Here is an 18,638-nt window from a genome sequence, read left to right on the forward strand (position 1 = left end):
GCGTGCGGCGACGATCTGTGTACCTAAAACCCGTCTCATAACCGTCGCCGCGCCGCCTGAAACTGACAAGCCCGAAAGGAACATAACGTTACAAATAAGCGCCGCTGTCCGGTCAGCGTTAACGCCGTCTGATCCGTTGCTACCCGGGTAGCACCAGAAAACGACAACGACTTCCGGAGAGTCCATGCCCCGTATCATTCGCGCAGTAGCAGCATGCGCTTTGCTCAGTTCGCTCGCCGCTTGCGTGGTGGCGCCCCAACCGGCGCCGGCCCCGCGCCCCAACCCGCAGCAGATCGCGTATGAACGCCTGCATCAGGTCGATGGCCGTATCGACAACCTGAGCCGCCGCATCGACGCGCACGTCAACCAAGGCTACTATCCGCCCCCGCAAGGCGGCGCGCTGCATCATCGCCTCGACGTGATCCGTCAGGAAGCGCACGACATGGCCGCGCAACACGGCGGCGGGCTGTCCGGCGACGAACAGCGCGTGCTGAACCAGGAACTGGACAACGCGGCACACGCCATCGGCGAATAATCGCGCCAGTTCAGGCAACGCAGCGGCAAAATTGCGCGGGCATCACGTCCCGCGCTTTTTTTTGACAGGCGTAATCGCGCTGCGCCAACCCCCGCGCCGCTCGCGCGCCTTTATTTGACAAGCCCGAGGGCGTCGCGTACATTCGCCGCACGCGTCGGGAGAGCGTGCTGGCCGCTGAAAATCGCAGGCCGCACCGCCGAAGGGGCACACCCGCAAACTCTCAGGCAAAAGGACCGACCGCGTCGAAAAACCCGCCTTCAGGCAACATCGAGGCACCGGTTTTTCGCACTCTGGAGAGCGGCAGTAGCCATCTGCAAACGCAGATTCCGGCAGGCTGCCCACCGAAGGGGCGCGCGTTTCACCACGACACGTCAAAGTGTTCGCGGCAACGCAATCTCTCAGGTATCGAGGACAGAGGGGCCATGCAGCGCATCGCTCGCAGCCATCAGGCCGCGAGGCGTAGCGCCGCATGGCCTTTTTTGTTTCGCGAGACGCCCGAGGCCCCATGACCGAACTCAAACACACCCCGCTCCACGCCACCCATCGTGCGCTCAACGCCCGCATGGTCGATTTCGGCGGCTGGGACATGCCCGTCAACTACGGCTCGCAGATCGACGAACATCGCGCCGTGCGCACCGACGCCGGCATGTTCGACGTCTCGCACATGTGCGTCGTCGATTTCACCGGCGAGCGGGTGCGCGCCTTCTTCGACTACGCGCTGGCCAACAACGTCGGCAAGCTGCAAACGCCGGGCCGCGCGCTCTACTCCTGTCTGCTGAACCCGAACGGCGGCGTGATCGACGATCTGATCGTCTACTACTTCGGCGAAGATCACTTTCGCGTGGTCGTGAACGCCGGCACCGCCGACAAAGACATCGCCTGGTTCGGCCAGCTCAACGCGGAAGGCAGCTTCGGCCTGACCATCACGCCGCGCCGCGATTACGCGATCGTCGCCGTGCAAGGCCCGAACGCGCGCGACAAAGTCTGGCAAACCGTGCCGGCCGCGCGCGCCGCGACTGAAACTTTGAAGCCGTTCAACGCCGCCCGTATCGACGACACGCCGTTCGGCGAATTGACCGTCGCACGCACTGGCTACACCGGCGAAGACGGCTTCGAAATCATCGTGCCGGCGGATCACGTCGCCGCGCTGTGGGACGCGCTGCAGGCGCAAGGCGTCCGCCCGGCCGGCCTCGGCGCGCGCGACACGCTGCGCCTCGAAGCCGGTATGAACCTGTACGGCCAGGATATGGACGACAACGTCTCGCCACTCGACGCCGGTCTCGCGTGGACCGTCGACCTCACGTCGCCGCGCGCCTTCGTCGGCAAGGACAAGCTGGAAGCGAACGGCTCGCAGGCTGCGTTCGTCGGTCTGATCCTGCTGAAGGACAACGGCAAGGCCGCAGGCGTGCTGCGTGCTCACCAGAAAGTCGTCACGCCGCACGGCGAAGGCGAAATCACCAGCGGCACGTTTTCCCCGACCATGCAGGAATCGATCGCCTTTGCGCGCGTGCCGAAAGGCGTGCAGCCGGGCGACACCGTTCACGTTCAGATTCGTGACAAAAACGTTCCCGCAAGCGTGGTAAAACTGCCGTTCGTGCGCAACGGCAAAGTGCTCGCGGTTTAAGCAGGCCGGCGCGTACGCCCCCCCCCCTTTATTGAATCACTACCGAACACCGCACAGGAGCATCCGATGAGCATCCCGGCCGATCTGAAATATACCGAATCGCACGAATGGGTCCGCACCGAAGCGGACGGCACGCTGACGGTCGGCATTACCGACCACGCGCAGGAAGCGCTCGGCGATATCGTCTTCTTCGAAGTCCAGGAACTGGGCAAGAACGTCGAAGCCGGCGACACCGTCGCCGTGATCGAATCGGTGAAAGCCGCTTCCGATATCTACGCGCCGGTCTCGGGCGAAATCATCGAAGCGAACACCGCCGTCGCCGACACGCCCGATTCGGTGAACACCTCGCCGTACGAGAGCTGGCTCTTCAAGATCAAGCCGTCCGACGACGCCACGCACGATCGCCTGATCGATGCCGACGCATACGCCAAGGCCATCGGCGCCTGATTCACCCTTACGTTTAACCCGTCAGGTGCGGCGGCTTTTCAGATGCCGAAGAGACAGCCGCACCGCCAGGAACACCCATGAAGCTCGAACACCCGGATCGTCTGATGAACCGCACTCCTCTCTCGCTCGCCGCGCTCGAAGTGCATGACGCCTTCGCCGAACGGCACATCGGCCCGGATGCGGCCGACCAGCACGCCATGCTCGAAGCCCTCGGCTTCGCGTCGCGCGCCGCGCTGATCGACGCCGTCATTCCGAAGACGATCCGCCGCACCGAAACGCTGCCGCTCGGCCCCTTCGCGCAACCGAAGAGCGAAGCCGAAGCGCTCGCCGCGCTGCGTGAACTCGCGGACAAGAACCAGGTGTTCCGCTCCTACATTGGGCAGGGCTATTACAACGCGCACACCCCGACGGTGATTCTGCGCAACGTGCTGGAAAATCCGGCGTGGTACACCGCGTACACGCCGTATCAGCCGGAAATCTCGCAAGGCCGTCTCGAAGCGCTGCTGAACTTCCAGCAGATGATCGTCGACCTGACCGGCCTGGCGATCTCGAACGCCTCGCTGCTCGACGAAGCCACCGCCGCCGCCGAAGCGATGACGCTGCTGCAACGTGTGGGCAAGCCGAAGTCGAACGTGTTCTTCGTCGCCGACGACGTGCTGCCGCAAACCATCGAAGTGGTGAAGACGCGCGCCACGCCGGTCGGCATCGAAGTGAAAGTGGGCCCCGCCGCGGAAGCCGCGAACGCGAATGCGTTCGGCGTGCTGCTGCAATACCCCGGCGTGAACGGCGACGTGCGGGACTACCGCGCGCTCACCGAAGCAATCCACGCCGCAGGCGGCCATGTGGTGGTCGCCGCCGACCTGCTCGCGCTGACCGTGCTCACGCCGCCGGGCGAATGGGGCGCGGACGTGGCCGTCGGCAATACGCAGCGGTTCGGCGTGCCGGTCGGTTTCGGCGGCCCGCACGCGGCTTACCTCGCGGTGCGTGACGAATTCAAGCGTCAGATGCCGGGCCGCCTCGTCGGCGTGACCGTCGACGCGCAAGGCAATCCCGCGCTGCGTCTCGCGCTGCAAACGCGCGAACAACATATTCGCCGTGAGAAGGCGACTTCAAACGTGTGTACCGCGCAAGCACTGCTCGCGATCATGGCCAGCATGTACGCGGTGTATCACGGCCCGCACGGTCTGAAGACGATCGCGCTGCGCGTGAACCGCATTGCCGCGCTGCTCGCCGAAGGCGCGCGGCAACTCGGCTATACGCTCGCCAACGAAAACTTCTTCGACACGCTCACGTTCAACAGCGGCGCGCGCACGCAAGCGCTGCACGACGCGGCGAACGCCAGGCGCATCAACCTGCGTCGCGTGAGCGCCACGCAAGTGGGCCTGTCGATCGACGAGACCACGTCGCGTCGCGATTTGGCCGATCTGCTCGCGGTGTTTGCCGAAGCCGCCGGTTCGAAAGACGTGCCGCAAATCGACACGCTCGACGAAAAACTCGCGGCCTCCAACACGGCATCGGTGCCGGCCGCGCTCGAACGCACCAGCGCGTACCTCACGCATCACGTGTTCAACCGTCATCATTCGGAAACGGAAATGCTGCGCTATCTGCGTAGCCTCTCCGACAAGGATCTCGCGCTCGATCGCTCGATGATCCCGCTCGGCTCGTGCACGATGAAACTGAACGCGACGTCGGAAATGCTGCCGGTCACGTGGCCTGAATTCGGCCAGATCCATCCGTTCGCACCGGCTGAGCAAACCGTCGGCTACCGCGAAATGATCGATCAGCTCGAAGCAATGCTGGTCGCGGCAACGGGTTATGCGGCGGTCTCGCTGCAACCGAACGCCGGCTCGCAAGGCGAGTACGCGGGTCTGCTGATCATCCACGCGTATCACGCGTCGCGCGGCGAAGCGCATCGCAACGTTTGCCTGATTCCCGCTTCGGCGCACGGCACGAACCCGGCATCGGCGCAAATGGCCGGCATGCAGGTGGTCGTGGTGGCGTGCGACGCACAAGGCAACGTCGATATCGAGGATCTGAAGAAGAAGGCCGATCAACACGCCGACAAACTCGCGGCGATCATGATTACGTACCCGTCCACGCACGGCGTGTTCGAGCAGAATGTGCGCGAAATCTGCGAGATCGTGCATGCGCACGGCGGCCAGGTGTACGTGGACGGCGCGAACATGAACGCCATGGTCGGTCTGACCGCGCCGGGCCAGTTCGGCGGCGACGTCTCGCACCTGAACCTGCACAAGACGTTCTGTATTCCGCACGGCGGCGGCGGACCGGGCGTCGGCCCCGTCGCAGTCGGCGCGCATCTCGCGCAGTTCCTGCCGAACCAGATTTCGTCCGGCTATGAACGCGCGCCGAACGGTATCGGCGCGGTGTCGGGCGCACCGTTCGGCTCGGCCTCGATCCTGCCGATCTCGTGGATGTACATCGCGATGATGGGCGCGAAGAACCTCACCGCTGCAACGGAAACCGCCATCCTCAACGCGAACTACGTCGCGAACAAACTGGCGCCGCATTATCCGGTGCTGTATTCGGGCCCCGGCGGACTGGTCGCGCACGAATGCATTCTCGACCTGCGTCCGTTGAAGGAAACCAGCGGCATCAGCGTCGACGACGTCGCCAAGCGTTTGGCCGACTACGGCTTCCACGCGCCGACCATGAGCTTCCCGGTGCCGGGCACGCTGATGGTCGAACCGACCGAATCGGAATCGAAGGAAGAACTCGACCGTTTCATCGAGGCGATGATTGCGATCCGCGACGAAATCCGCGCGGTCGAAGACGGCCGCTCGGATCGCGAGGACAATCCGCTGAAGCACGCGCCGCACACTGCGGCCGTCGTGATCGCCGACGACTGGAAGCATGCGTATGCGCGCGAAGCCGCCGCGTATCCGCTGCCCACGTTGATCGCGAAGAAGTACTGGCCGCCAGTCGGCCGTGCGGACAACGTGTACGGCGACCGCAATCTGTTCTGCTCCTGCGTGCCGATCGCCGACTACGAGTAAGCGTGACCGTCCCTGCGCATCGCCTGCGTTTATAAGGAGGCGGTGCGCGGTTCAGTTCGCATTTCTGTCGCGAGTGGCCGCAAACGGCTAACATCACACACCGAATCAGCCTAACGAGGAGTTTCGCATGGCGCGAAAGGTGCGATCGATGCATAGCCGGACCGGTATCAGGCAAGCCCAGAGGACGTGGCAGCAGGCCTGCACGTTCGCGCTGGCGAGCGCGGCGTTGCTGCTGCCGTTGCGCGAGGCGCAGGCGGCGATGAATTTTTGCGCGGCGCCCGCGCTGCAAACCAGCGAACGCACGAATGCCGATCCCGGCGTGAAAGCGTTGGTCGGCAATGTGCAGGCGCATCTGAACGATGCGCCGCACGCGCTCGCGAAACTGCACACCGAAGGCACGCTGCCACACGAGGGCATTCACGATCAGAGCGTCGAAGCGGAGAAAGATCTCGATCTGCTGCGCGACGCCGCGCTCGCCTGGCGCGCAACCAGCGACGACCGTTATCTGAAGCTGGTCGACCGTTTGCTGTATGCGTGGGTGACCACCTATCAGCCGAGCTTCAATCCGATCGACGAAACGCATTTCGAAGGTCTGATCCTCGCGTACGACATGACCGCGAGCGCGTTGCCCGTGAAAACGCGCAATGCGTCAATGGCGTTCCTGACGAAACTCGCGAACGGTTACATCGGTCAGATCGACGCGCAGCCGCGACCGCTCAAAGGCACGTTCCGTAACAATTGGCAGAGCCACCGCATCAAGTTGATTGCAATGGCCGCGTTCACGCTCGACAACCGCAAGATGATCAACGCGGCGCAACGGTTGTTCGTCGAGCATATCGGCGACAACATCGCGCCGGACGGCTCGACGATCGACTTCAGCGAACGTGACGCGCTGCATTACGTGACCTACGACTTGCAGCCGCTCGTCACGGCCGCGCTGTCCGCGCGCCGCCACAACCGTAACTGGTTGCCGGAGAAGGGCCCGAACGGCGCGTCGCTGCAGGCCGCGCTCAACTGGCTCACGCCGTACGCGACCGGCAGCAAAACGCATGAAGAATTCGTGCATTCGAGCGTTCCGTTCGATGCAACACGTCGCGAGGCCGGCTTGCCCGGCTATTCGGGTCAATGGGACCCGAAGAACGCGACAGAACTGTTTCACCTGGCGGCGCGTCTCGATGGACGCTATACGCCGATCGCGCTACAGCTCGCACCGACGCCGCCCGCGTGGCTCGCCGTGTGTTTGCCGCTACCGGCGCGATAAACCCACACCCTTTAAGCATGGAGCAGTAAATGGCAGTCAGCGTGTTCGATCTCTTCAAAATCGGCATTGGTCCGTCCAGTTCGCATACGGTCGGGCCGATGCGCGCGGCGCTGATGTTCGCTCAAGGGCTTGAACGCGACGGACTGCTCGACAACACCGCGTCGGTGAAGGTGGATCTGTACGGTTCGCTCGGCGCCACCGGCAAGGGTCACGGCACGGATCGCGGCGTGATGCTCGGCCTGATGGGCGACGCGCCCGACACCGTCGACCCCGATACGATCGCGCAACGGCTCGAAGCCGTGCGGGTCACGCGCAAGCTCGCGCTGCTCGGCACACACGAGGTGCCGTTCGTGCTGAAGGACCAGATTTCGTTCTATCGCCAGGCGCTGCCCGAGCATCCGAACGGCCTGAAGCTGCGCGCGCTCGACGCGCAGGGCGAGACGCTGCGCGAGTCGACCTATCTGTCGGTGGGCGGCGGTTTCGTGGTGACGGCCGGCGCGCCGAACACGAAGGTGCTGAGCGCCGTCGATCAACTTCCGCACTCGTTTCGCAGCGGCAACGAGTTGCTCGCGCTGTGTGAATCGACCGGCAAGAGCATCGCTCAACTGATGTGGGAAAACGAGCGTGTCTGGCATACGGAAGAAGAAACGCGCACGGGCCTGATGAAGATCTGGGACGTGATGCAGTCGTGCGTGTCGCGTGGTTGCGGCATCAACAATCCGGATGCCGACGGCAACCTGCCGGGTCCGTTCCAGGTGAAGCGCCGCGCGCCGCAGTTGTATCGCGCGTTGTCGGGCAATCCGGAGCTCGCGCTGCGCGATCCTTTGTCGATGGTCGACTGGATCAATCTCTACGCGATCGCCGTCAACGAAGAAAATGCCGCGGGCGGCCGCGTGGTCACCGCGCCGACCAACGGCGCGGCCGGCATCATCCCGGCGGTGCTGCATTACTACGTGCGCTTCATGCCGGGTTCCAACCAGCAAGGCGTGATCGATTTTCTGCTGACGGCGGCGGCGATCGGCATTCTGTACAAACTGAATGCGTCGATTTCGGGGGCGGAAGTGGGTTGCCAAGGCGAAGTGGGTGTCGCCTGTTCGATGGCGGCGGGCGCGCTTGCCGCAGTGATGGGCGGCACGCCGAGGCAGGTCGAGAACGCTGCGGAGATCGGCATGGAGCACAACCTCGGACTCACCTGCGATCCGGTCGGCGGCATGGTGCAGATTCCGTGTATCGAGCGTAATGCAATGGGCTCGGTCAAGGCGGTCAACGCCGCGCGCATGGCGCTGCGCGGAGACGGCACGCATTACGTGTCGCTCGACTCCGTCATCAAGACGATGATGCAGACCGGCGCGGACATGAAGACCAAGTACAAGGAAACGTCGCGCGGCGGGTTGGCGGTGAATATCGTCGAATGTTGAACGCGATGTTGTACGGTGAATGACGAGGAACGCGGGCTACGGTCCGCGTTTTTTTATGGGCGCGCGGTTCTGGCGCGATGGACTCGCCATGACTGCACGGTTTGCGTTGTGCATTGTTGACGCCTCGCCGCGTGTCTGCGCCCATTGCGCCGTGACAGTGCATGCGCTGTCGGCGTAAGCTGTCGAAGCGCCGATCGGCTTCCCTCTTGCCGATGCGGCAATTTCAGATCGCACTCACGCACTGCCTGGAGGCTTCATCGCAATGTCGCTGCCGAATGCTCCCGTTTCAGGTTCCGTCGCCGCTCAAACCACTGGCGCGCGTCTCATTGTCGATGCCTTGCTCACGCATGGTGTCGAACGTGTTTTCTGTGTACCCGGCGAAAGTTTTCTCGCGGTGCTGGATTCGCTGCACGATGAGACGGAACGCATCCAGACCGTCGTGTGCCGTCACGAAGCCGCCGCCGCGAATATGGCCGAAGCAGTCGGCAAATTGACCGGCCGCCCGGGCATTGCGATCGTCACACGCGGACCGGGCGCCACGCATGCGTCCATCGGCGTGCACACCGCGTTTCAGGACTCCACGCCGATGATTTTGCTGATCGGCCAATGCGCGCGCGAGCATCTGGATCGCGAGGCGTTTCAGGAGATCGACTATCGGCGCATGTTCGGTCAAATGGCGAAGTGGGTCGCGCAGATCGACGATCCGAAGCGCATTCCCGAATATCTGAGTCATGCGTTTCACACCGCGACGTCGGGCCGGCCTGGCCCGGTGGTGTTGTCGTTGCCGGAAGATGTCTTGAGCGACGCGTGCGATGCCGTTGCCGGCGCGCCGGCATATCAGCGCGTGGCGGCGTCGCCGTCGGTCGCGCAGATCGAGACGTTGCGGCAACTGCTGGAAGGCGCGCAACGGCCCATGGTGATCGCGGGCGGCAGCGGCTGGACGCCGGCGGCCTGCGCGGATTTCCGGCGCTTCGTCGAGAACTGGCAGTTGCCGGTTGGGCTCGCCTTCCGCTTTCAGGACACGCTCGACAACGAGCATCCGAATTACGCGGGCGATGTCGGCCTCGGCATCAATCCGGCGCTCGCTCGACGTATTCGTGATGCTGATCTGCTGCTTGCGATCGGGCCACGCCTGGGCGAAGCCACGACGAACGGCTATACGTTGCTGGACCTTCCGAAGACGAAGCAAACGCTCGTTCACGTGCATCAAGGCGCGGACGAATTGGGACGTGTGTATGCCGCGGATTTGCCGATCGTCTCTGGCATGCCCGAGTTGGCGGCGATGCTTGCGGCGATGCAACCCGCCTCTAACGACGCGCTGGCCTGGCGCGGCGCGGCGGACGACGCGCATCGCGCGTATCTCGACTGGCGCAAGCCGCGCCCGATTCCGGGCAACGTGCAAATGGGCGAAGTGATCCAGCAATTGCGCGCGCATCTGCCGGACGATGCGATTCTCACGAACGGCGCGGGCAATTACGCGACGTGGCTGCATCGGCATTTTTCGTATCGGCACTATCGCTCGCAACTCGCGCCGACGAGCGGCGCGATGGGCTACGGCGTGCCGGCGGCGATCGCGGCGAAGTCGCTTTACCCGCAACGCGCGGTAGTCGCGTTAGCCGGCGACGGCTGCTTCATGATGTCGGCGCAAGAACTCGCGACGGCAATGCAGTACGACCTGCATGTGCTGTTCATCGTCGTGAACAACGGCCACTTCGGCACGATCCGGATGCATCAGGAGCGGCATTATCCTGGGCGCGTGCATGGCACGGGATTGACCAATCCGGACTTCGCGGCGTTCGCGCGGTCGTTTGGCGCGCACGGTGAAACGGTGGAACGCACGGAGGATTTTCTGCCGGCCTTGCAACGCGCGATGCAAGCGAAGCGCGCGGCAGTGATCGAGATTCGCATGCCGCAGGAGGCGAGTACGCCCGGGGCGACGTTGGAGCAGATACGCGAGCAGGGGAGGAAACTGCGCGGGGAAGCGTAGCGCCGGTTTGGCGTGCTACGCCCGAAACGGAGCCCCCAATAAAAAGCCCTGCGATTCAGAGAATCGCAGGGCTTTTCGCAATGCGCGTCACGTCAAATTACGGCACGGTACGCAAATGCCCAACGGAAAATTACTTCCCGCCCACGCTTTGCAGCGTCGTCCACTTGCCATCAACCACCTTGTACAGCGTGATGCCACCGTTCTTCAGGTCGCCCTTGCCGTCGTAAGCCAGGTTCGACGACGTCACCGCCGGCATCGAGGTCTTCGCGAGCAGCGGCAGGTACTTCGCCGGATCGGTCGAATTCGCCTTCTTCATTGCGTCGAACATGGCCATTGCGCCGTCGTAAGCGTACGGCGAGTACGTTTGCACGTCTTCGTTGAAACGCTTCTTGTACTTTGCAACGTAGTCCTTGCCGCCCGGCATCTGTTCCAGCGGCAGGCCGGCGAGCGATGCCACCGTACCGTTCGCCGCGTCACCCGCGATCTGGATGAACGTCGGCGTGTGGACCATTTCGCCGCCCATCAGCGGCGCCTTGATGCCCAGTGCCTTCATCTGCTTGACCATCGGTGCCGCTTGCGAATCCGCGCCGCCGTAATAGATCAGATCCGGCTGGACCGACTTCAGCTTGGTCAGGATCGACTTGAAGTCGACAGCCTTGTCGTTCGTGTATTCACGATCGACGATCTGGCCACCCGCAGCCTTCGCTGCCTTCTCGAACTGATCCGCCAGACCCTGGCCATAAGCCGTACGGTCGTCGACGATCACGATCTTCTTCATGCCCAGCGTCTTGACCGCGAACGTGCCGGCGACCGAACCTTGCTGCGTGTCGGACGTCATCATGCGGAACGTGGTCTTGAAGCCTTGCTGGGTGTATTCCGGCGCCGTGGCCATGGCGATTTCGGGGATGCCCGCGTTCGCGTAAATGCGCGACGCCGGAATCGTGGTACCCGAATTGAAGTGGCCCAGCATGCCCTTGATGCCGTCATCCACCAGCTTCTGCGCGACGGTCGTGCCGGTGCGCGGGTCAGCCTGGTCGTCGGCCGAATCCAGCACGAAACGAACCTGCTTGCCGCCGATCATCGGCTTGGTCGCGTTCATGTCTTCCACGGCCAGCACGATGCCGTTCTGGAAGTCCTTGCCGTAGTGCGCCTGCGCACCCGTCATCGGGCCGGCGAAACCGACCTTCACGTCTTCCGTCGATTGAGCGTTGGCCGTCCCCGCCAGCGACATTGCCGCAACCAGCGCTGCGCCTGCCAGCTGTTTCATCTTGTGTTGCATAGCTTCTCCTTGGTACCAGGTGGATGGAGCGGTTTCGGGGTCGCCGTACCGCTTCCGTTTTATTGAGCAATTGAACTGAGGTTCGCTCAACCAATCGTCATCAAATTCGCATTACCGCCGGCGGCCGCGGTATTCACGCTAACCGAGCGTTCCGTCAACAGACGCTCCAGCGCGTAGTCCTCGTCGCCGCTTTCCAGCGCGCGCGCCGCGACGCCTTGCACCGACACGATCGGCCCGGTGCGCTTCGCGACTTCCTTGACTAGCGCCAGCAATTCGTCGCTATCGCCTTCAAACAACACGGCGTCGAACGCTGTGTCGGCACTCTTCTTCACGCTCGCATGCGACTTGAGCGTTGCGGGCAGTTGCGACACCAATTGTTCACCGGCCGCACCTTCGAACAACGCGCGATTTCCCGTAGCCAGCGCCGCAGCGAACTGCACGCGCGCGCCGCTCGCCGTCGACGCCACACACAGCACCGTGCCGCGCGCGCCCAGCGTGTAGGTGTTTCGCTCGCCGGTGGGCCCCGACAATACCGCGGTCGCGCCCGCCGGCACATGCGACAGATAGCCGTCGCAACGTGCGGCCAATTGCGGCTGACGTTCGGCGATCAGCCAGTCACGCAACGCGGTCAACGCGGCGGACGGATTGTCGCTGTTTTCGCCGCCTTGCGGTACGTCGGCGATCAACGACTGCGCCAACGACTTCGGCAAACCCGCCGGACGCGTGGCCAGCAGACGCTGCAGATACAGCGCGCCGCCCGCCTTCGGACCCGTGCCCGACAAACCCTCGCCGCCGAACGGCTGTACACCCACCACCGCGCCGATCACGTTGCGGTTCACATAAATATTGCCGACATGCGCACGGCTGATCACGTGAGCGATCGTTTCGTCGATCCGCGTGTGAATGCCGAGCGTCAGGCCGTAACCCGTCGTGCGAATCTGTTCGAGCAACTTGTCCAGCTGGCTGCGGCGATAACGCACCACATGCAGCACCGGACCGAACACTTCACGCTTCAATTCGTCGATGCTGTCGAGTTCGATCAGCGTCGGCGGCACGAAGGTGCCTTGCGCGCAGCCTTCCGGCATCGGCAGTTGTTCGACCTTGCGGCCTTTCTCGCGCATCGCCGCGACGTGCGCGTCGATACCGCGTTTCGCGTCGAGGTCGATCACCGGGCCGACGTCGATCGACAAACGGTCCGGATTGCCCACCGCCAGTTCGCGCATCGCGCCGGTCAGCATTTCGAGCGTGCGGTCCGCGACATCGTCCTGCAGACAAAGAACGCGCAACGCGGAACACCGTTGACCGGCCGAATCGAACGACGACTGCAGCACGTCCGCCACCACCTGTTCGGCGAGCGCCGACGAGTCGACGATCATCGCGTTCTGGCCGCCTGTTTCGGCGATCAGCGGAATCGGCTTGCCGTCCGGATCGAGGCGGCTCGACAGCGTCTTGTTGATCAGACGCGCGACTTCGGTCGAACCGGTGAACATCACCGCGCGGGTGCGCGGATCGGCCACCAACGCGGCGCCAACCGTTTCGCCGTTACCCGGCAGCAATTGCACCGCGCCGGCCGGCACACCGGCTTCGCGCAGAATCCGTACGGCTTGCGCGGCGATCAGCGGCGTTTGTTCAGCCGGCTTGGCGAGCACGGTGTTGCCGGCAGCCAGCGCCGCGGCCACCTGGCCCATGAAAATCGCCAGCGGGAAATTCCACGGGCTGATACAGACCACCGGGCCGAGCGGGCGATGCGTGTCGTTCGAAAACTCGCTGCGAATCTGCGTCGAGTAATAGCGCAGGAAATCGATCGCTTCGCGGATTTCCGCGACCGCGTTCGCCAGCGACTTGCCGGCTTCGCGCACCACCAGACCCATCAGCGTGTGCATCTGCGCTTCGAGCAGATCGGCGGCACGAGAGAGGCAATCGGCGCGCGCATCCACCGGCGTGGCTTGCCAGATCGGTGCGGCGGCCACCGCGTGAGCCAACGCGGCGCTCACGTGCTCCGGCGTTGCTTCGACGACGGTGCCGACGAGGTCGCGCTGATCGGCGGGATTGCGCACGTCGCGCGCGGTGCCCACGGCTATCTCGTTGTCCTCGAGCATCGGCGCGGCGCGCCACGGATGATGCGCGCTCGCCAGCAACGCCGACGACAGGGACGCCAGTCGGTGTTCGTTGGACAGATCGAGGCCCATCGAATTGAGACGCTCGGCGCCGAACAGATGGCGCGGCAGCGGGATCTTCGCGTGCGGCGCGCCGAGCGGCGTGATCTTCGACGCTTCGTCGGACGGATCGGCGATCAGGTCTTTGATCGCGACGCTTTCATCGGCGATACGATTCACGAACGACGTGTTCGCCCCGTTCTCCAGCAGACGGCGCACGAGGTACGCCAGCAGTGTTTCATGCGTGCCGACCGGCGCGTACACGCGGCACGGACGGTTCAGTTTGTCGCGGCCGGTGACTTCTTCGTACAGCGGTTCGCCCATGCCGTGCAGGCACTGGAACTCGTACTGGCCGGGATAGTAGTTGTTGCCCGCGAGGTGATAGATCGCCGACAGCGTGTGCGCATTGTGCGTGGCGAATTGCGGATAGACCGCGTCCGGCGCGCCGAGCAGTTTCTTCGCGCAGGCGAGGTACGACACGTCCGTGTAGATCTTGCGCGTGTAGACCGGATAGCCTTCGAGGCCGTCCACTTGCGCACGCTTGATTTCGGTATCCCAGTACGCGCCCTTCACGAGGCGCACCATCACGCGGTGACGGCTGCGGCGCGCCAGATCGATCACGTAATCGATCACGAACGGGCAGCGCTTCTGATACGCCTGGATCACGAAACCGATGCCGTTCCAGCCCGCCAGTTCCGGATCGAAACACAGCGCTTCGAGCAGATCCAGCGAGATTTCGAGGCGATCGGCTTCTTCGGCGTCGATGTTCAGGCCGATGTCGTAGCGGCGCGCGAGGATCGCGAGCGAGCGCACGCGCGGCAGCAGTTCGCTCATCGTGCGTTCCTGCTGCGAGCGCGAGTAGCGGGCATGCAGCGCGGAAAGCTTGATCGAGATGCCTGGACCTTCGTAGATGCCACGGCCGCCGGCGGCCTTGCCGATGGCGTGGATCGCCTGTTCGTACGACGCGTAGTAGCGCAGCGCGTCGGCTTCGGTGGTCGCCGCTTCGCCGAGCATGTCGTACGAGTAGCGGAAACCGCGCGCTTCGTATTTACGGCTGTTGGCCAGCGCTTCGGAGATGTTCTCGCCGGTGACGAACTGCTCGCCCATCAGGCGCATCGCCATGTCCACGCCCTTGCGGATCAGCGGCTCGCCGCCCTTGCCGATCAAACGCGTGAGCGCCGACGAAAGACTCGTTTCGCTATTGGTCGTGACCAGCTTGCCGGTGATCATCAAGCCCCACGTCGCGGCATTGACGAACAGCGACGGCGCCTGGCCGACGTGCGATTTCCAGTCGCCCTTGCTGATCTTGTCGCGAATCAACGCGTCGCGGGTCGCGCGATCGGGAATGCGCAGCAGCGCTTCGGCGAGGCACATCAGCGCCACACCTTCCTGGCTCGACAGCGAGAATTCGTGGATCAGCCCTTCGACGCCGCCGCCCTTGCTCTTCGTGCGCAGCGTCTCGACCAGTTTGTGAGCCATGGCTTGCACGTCGCCGGCGAGGTTGGCCGGCAAACGCGCCTGCCCCAGCAGGAACGGCACGCACTCCGGCTCCGGGCGACGGTACGCCGCCGTGATCGCCGCGCGCAGCACCGACTGCGGTTGCACGTTTTGCGCAAAGTCGAGGAACGGATGCGCGGCACCGTCTTCTTCCTGCTCGACGGCGGCGCCATCGGCCAGATCGGCGGAACCCGTCACCCCGGACAACTCGGGCGGCAATTGACCGTGCTCGATCTTTTCGAGGTAAGCGAAGATCGCCTGCTTGATGAGCCAATGCGGAGTGCGTTCGAGGCGAGTGGCGGCATCTTTCAGCCGGGAACGCAGGAGGTCGTCGACCTTGACGCCAAGGGTGGTGCTAGCCATGTTTCCTTCTTCGGATACCAGACGAATGCCTGGCGAAAGACTAAAAGTTGGCGAATCGTACGCCTCCCAATAAAAAGGTGCAACCATACTCGGCATATGGTTGCACCTTCTTGAAATCCTTGCGGGACGGGGGTTTGCGCCCGATGGCGCCGCGCGTGGCGGAGCGGGTTGCGATCAGTACTTTCCCTGGCGTGATTCTTTTTGCATTTACCCTTATCAAACGGAACGGCGCGCCGTTATAGAGAACATGGCGGCAAGCGGCCTCGCGGCACGCACATAAAACGAAACGGGGTTTGGCGTATTAGAGGATCGGTGAAATGGAAAAGTGGCTGGTGGTATTGGGTATCTGGGCAATGTGTGCGACTTGCGCGGTGTTGTTCATCCGTGGCGCAACGGGCGGTGCGGACAAACGCGCGGAGGTCGAGGGACGCGCGCGCGCGTCTTCGCGGGCATCGACCGGCGATACGCGGACCGCATTGAACGATTGATTTGACTGGTGCGGGTGGTGTGACGCGGTCGTCAGATGTCGAGTGGGTCGACTTCGACACTCCAGCGCAGCACGCCTTTCAACCCGCGCAGCAGCGGCTGCCAGGCACGCAACGTCGCCTGCAACGCCGCCCTCGACGCGCTTTCGATCAGCAATTGCGCGCGATGCACGTGCATCACCTTGACGATGGTAAGCGGCACGGCGTCGTAGACGGTCACGCGCTCAGCGGCCGGAATGCCGGACAGCGCTGCGGCGGCCTGTTGCAGGAACGCGATCGCGGCCTCGAGCGTGCGCCCTTCGGCGCGCAGCAGGGCCTGATAAACGAACGGTGGTAAATGCGCGTCGCGGCGCTCGGCCAGGGTCGAATTGGCGAAACCGACGTAGTCGTGACGACCCAACGCGTGATACAGCGCATGGCGCGGATAGCGCGTCTGCACCAGCACTTCGCCTGGCAAACCGGCGCGGCCGGCGCGGCCGCTCACCTGCATCAGTTGCGCGAAGAGACGTTCGCTCGCGCGGAAGTCGTGCGAAAACAGCGCGGTGTCCGCGTTCAGCACGCCGACCAGCGAGACGCGCTGAAAATCGTGCCCCTTCGCAATCATCTGCGTGCCGACCAGAATATCGACTTCGCCGGCGTGGACGTCGGAAAACAGCGCCTGCGCGCTGCCTTTGCGGCGCGTGCTGTCGGCGTCGATGCGCAACACGCGGGCGCCGGGCACCGCGCTCGCGAGCGTTTCCTCGACGCGTTGCGTGCCGCGCCCCATCGGCTCGATGTCGACGTTGCCGCAATCCGGGCACGAGCGCGGAATGCGCGATTCCCAACCGCAGTGATGGCAGCGCAGCGCACGCTCGGGTTTGTGCAACACCACGTAAGCGCTACAGCGTGGACAACCGGCGACCCAGCCGCAGGCGTCGCAGGCGAGTTGCGGCGCGTAGCCGCGACGATTCAGGAACACGAGGCTTTGCTCGCCGCGTTCGAGCCGGGCCTTGAGCGCGGCGATCAGCGGCCCTGACAGACCTTCCACCGAGCCCCGGCCGCGCCGCCGCTCTTCTTCCAGATCGATCAGCCGGACCGTAGGCAGCACAGCGTCCGCCACCGCGCGACGCGACAACGTGAGGCGTTGGTAGCGCCCTTGGTCGGCCTGCCACCAGCTTTCCAGCGACGGCGTCGCCGAGCCCAGCACGACCGGCAAACCGAGTTGCTTGGCCCGATAGATCGCCAGATCACGCGCCGAATAGCGCAAGCCTTCTTGCTGCTTGTAGGCTGGATCGTGTTCTTCATCAACGACGATCACCGCCAGCTTCGGCAGCGACGCGAGGATCGCGAGTCGCGTGCCGAGCACGATCCGGGCGCGGCCGGTGTGCGCGGCGAACCAGTTGCGCGCGCGTTCACCTTCGGCGAGACCGCTGTGCAGCGTGACGATCGACGTCCCTTCGAGCGCGGCGAAGCGGGCGCGGAAAGCCGCCTCGAACTGCGGCGTCAGATTGATTTCGGGCACGAGGACGAGCGCCTGCGCATCCGGCCTGGTCGCGAGAATCTCGGCCAGCGCGCGCAGATAGACCTCGGTCTTGCCGCTGCCCGTCACGCCGTGCAACAGGAACGGCGCGAAACCGCTGGCGTCGCGAATGGCTTCGACGGCGGCGGCCTGTTCGTCGGTGAGTTGGGGTAGCGTGGGCGCTGGCGTCTCGGGCGAAGCCGCTGCGTCGACTATGGCGGCGGCTTCGATCACTTCCAGCGCGACCCAGCCTTGCGCTTGCCACGCTTCAAAGCTTGCGATTGCTTTGGGATGCAACGCGCGGGCGTCGGCGGCGAGCAGGAAATCGGCTTCGGTCAGTGCCTGCGCGAGCTTGCGCAATGCGCTGGCGCGCGACGGCAATGCGTCGGGTAACGCCGCGCGCCCTTCGGGCGTGAGGCTAAAACGCTCTTCGGGCGCAAACAGGCGCGACCACCGCGAGGCGTCGCGCAGAGCTTGAGGCAATGCGGGCAGCGCGACTTCACCGAGGCCGCGTTGATAGTAGTCCGCGGCAAAGGCGGCCAGCGCGAGCCATTCCGCCGACACCGGCGGACACGCCGTACACAGGGCGCTCACCGCGCGGAGCCGGTCGGCGGGCACGTCACTGTGAGCGGTTACTTCGCAGACAAGCCCCACTACGTGGCGCTTGCCGAACGGCACGCTGACCAGCATGCCAGGCTCGGCGAGTTCGGGTGTGTCGCACCGGTAGTCGAACAGGGTCGGCAGCGGATGATCCAGCGCAACGCGGACGAACACGTCGCTCACGCGGCAAGCCGAAGCGGATGTGCCGGCGCGGCACGACGCCGCATCTCCCTGCACGTCGAGCCCGCGCCGAACCCGTCGAAGTTAAAGTAAAACTTCAATTTCGGCGCTAAGTTTTGGATTCGGCTGAACAATTGCAATCGGTCCGCGTGCCTGTGGATAACTTTGTTGAGAACTTCGCTGGAAAGGGCCGCGAAGCGCGCCGCAGCGGCCTTCTGTGGGATTCCGCACAGTTTGCCGCGTACCCCTGAAACCCTTGCCAGACAAGGCTTAGATCAAATGCGCCGGCAATGT

General features: G+C 64.1%; 11 protein-coding genes and 2 riboswitches. Of the genes, 8 read left to right on the forward strand and 3 right to left on the reverse strand.

The window, feature by feature from the left end:
- The first annotated feature begins 184 nt into the window (after positions 1–184).
- The 7 genes from B0G83_RS25350 to B0G83_RS25380 all read left to right on the forward strand — a co-directional run bounded on the left by B0G83_RS25350 (position 185) and on the right by B0G83_RS25380 (position 10,286).
- A complete protein-coding gene (locus B0G83_RS25350) occupies positions 185–535 on the forward strand; it encodes a hypothetical protein (protein ID WP_105510139.1) in 351 nt (116 codons plus the stop codon).
- A gap of 145 nt (positions 536–680) precedes the next feature.
- Positions 681–782: riboswitch (glycine riboswitch) on the forward strand.
- A gap of 33 nt (positions 783–815) precedes the next feature.
- A riboswitch (glycine riboswitch) is annotated at positions 816–960 on the forward strand.
- Between the two features lie 80 nt (positions 961–1,040).
- On the forward strand, positions 1,041–2,159 hold the full coding sequence (gene gcvT / locus B0G83_RS25355; RefSeq protein WP_105510140.1) for a glycine cleavage system aminomethyltransferase GcvT: 1,119 nt from the start codon (positions 1,041–1,043) through the stop codon (positions 2,157–2,159).
- Between the two features lie 66 nt (positions 2,160–2,225).
- Positions 2,226–2,606, forward strand: a complete 381-nt coding sequence (gcvH, locus tag B0G83_RS25360) for a glycine cleavage system protein GcvH (protein ID WP_105510141.1) — start codon at positions 2,226–2,228, stop codon at positions 2,604–2,606.
- A 77-nt stretch (positions 2,607–2,683) separates the two neighbouring features.
- Positions 2,684–5,620, forward strand: coding sequence for an aminomethyl-transferring glycine dehydrogenase (gene gcvP, locus B0G83_RS25365; RefSeq protein WP_105510142.1), 2,937 nt, complete (start codon positions 2,684–2,686; stop codon positions 5,618–5,620).
- 127 nt (positions 5,621–5,747) lie between these two features.
- Entirely contained in the window at positions 5,748–6,881 is a 1,134-nt protein-coding gene (locus tag B0G83_RS25370; RefSeq protein ID WP_105510143.1) for an alginate lyase family protein, read from the forward strand.
- Between the two features lie 29 nt (positions 6,882–6,910).
- Complete coding sequence (locus B0G83_RS25375) at positions 6,911–8,299, forward strand: L-serine ammonia-lyase (protein ID WP_105510144.1); 1,389 nt, start codon at positions 6,911–6,913, stop codon at positions 8,297–8,299.
- 262 nt (positions 8,300–8,561) lie between these two features.
- The gene (locus B0G83_RS25380; protein WP_105510145.1) at positions 8,562–10,286 is read left to right on the forward strand and encodes a thiamine pyrophosphate-binding protein; all 1,725 of its coding nucleotides are present in this window, start codon (positions 8,562–8,564) and stop codon (positions 10,284–10,286) included.
- Positions 10,287–10,416: 130 nt separating this feature from the next.
- Here B0G83_RS25380 and B0G83_RS25385 read toward each other — a convergent pair whose 3' ends face one another.
- Both B0G83_RS25385 and putA read right to left on the reverse strand, forming a co-directional pair.
- Positions 10,417–11,565, reverse strand: coding sequence for a branched-chain amino acid ABC transporter substrate-binding protein (locus B0G83_RS25385; RefSeq protein ID WP_105510146.1), 1,149 nt, complete (start codon positions 11,563–11,565; stop codon positions 10,417–10,419).
- Between the two features lie 86 nt (positions 11,566–11,651).
- Positions 11,652–15,581 (reverse strand): trifunctional transcriptional regulator/proline dehydrogenase/L-glutamate gamma-semialdehyde dehydrogenase, encoded by a 3,930-nt coding sequence (putA, locus tag B0G83_RS25390; RefSeq protein WP_105510147.1) that lies wholly within the window; start codon positions 15,579–15,581, stop codon positions 11,652–11,654.
- A gap of 317 nt (positions 15,582–15,898) precedes the next feature.
- On the opposite strand from putA, the gene B0G83_RS38725 reads away from it, so the two are divergent.
- The gene (locus B0G83_RS38725) at positions 15,899–16,069 is read left to right on the forward strand and encodes a hypothetical protein (RefSeq protein ID WP_181157066.1); all 171 of its coding nucleotides are present in this window, start codon (positions 15,899–15,901) and stop codon (positions 16,067–16,069) included.
- A 31-nt stretch (positions 16,070–16,100) separates the two neighbouring features.
- Here the strand turns inward: B0G83_RS38725 and B0G83_RS25395 are convergent, their stop codons facing one another.
- Positions 16,101–18,347: a primosomal protein N' gene (locus B0G83_RS25395; RefSeq protein ID WP_181157067.1), complete on the reverse strand. Its 2,247-nt coding sequence runs from the start codon at positions 18,345–18,347 to the stop codon at positions 16,101–16,103.
- Positions 18,348–18,638 lie beyond the last annotated feature (291 nt).

Source organism: Paraburkholderia sp. BL21I4N1 (assembly GCF_002973525.1).
Lineage (GTDB): Bacteria > Pseudomonadota > Gammaproteobacteria > Burkholderiales > Burkholderiaceae > Paraburkholderia.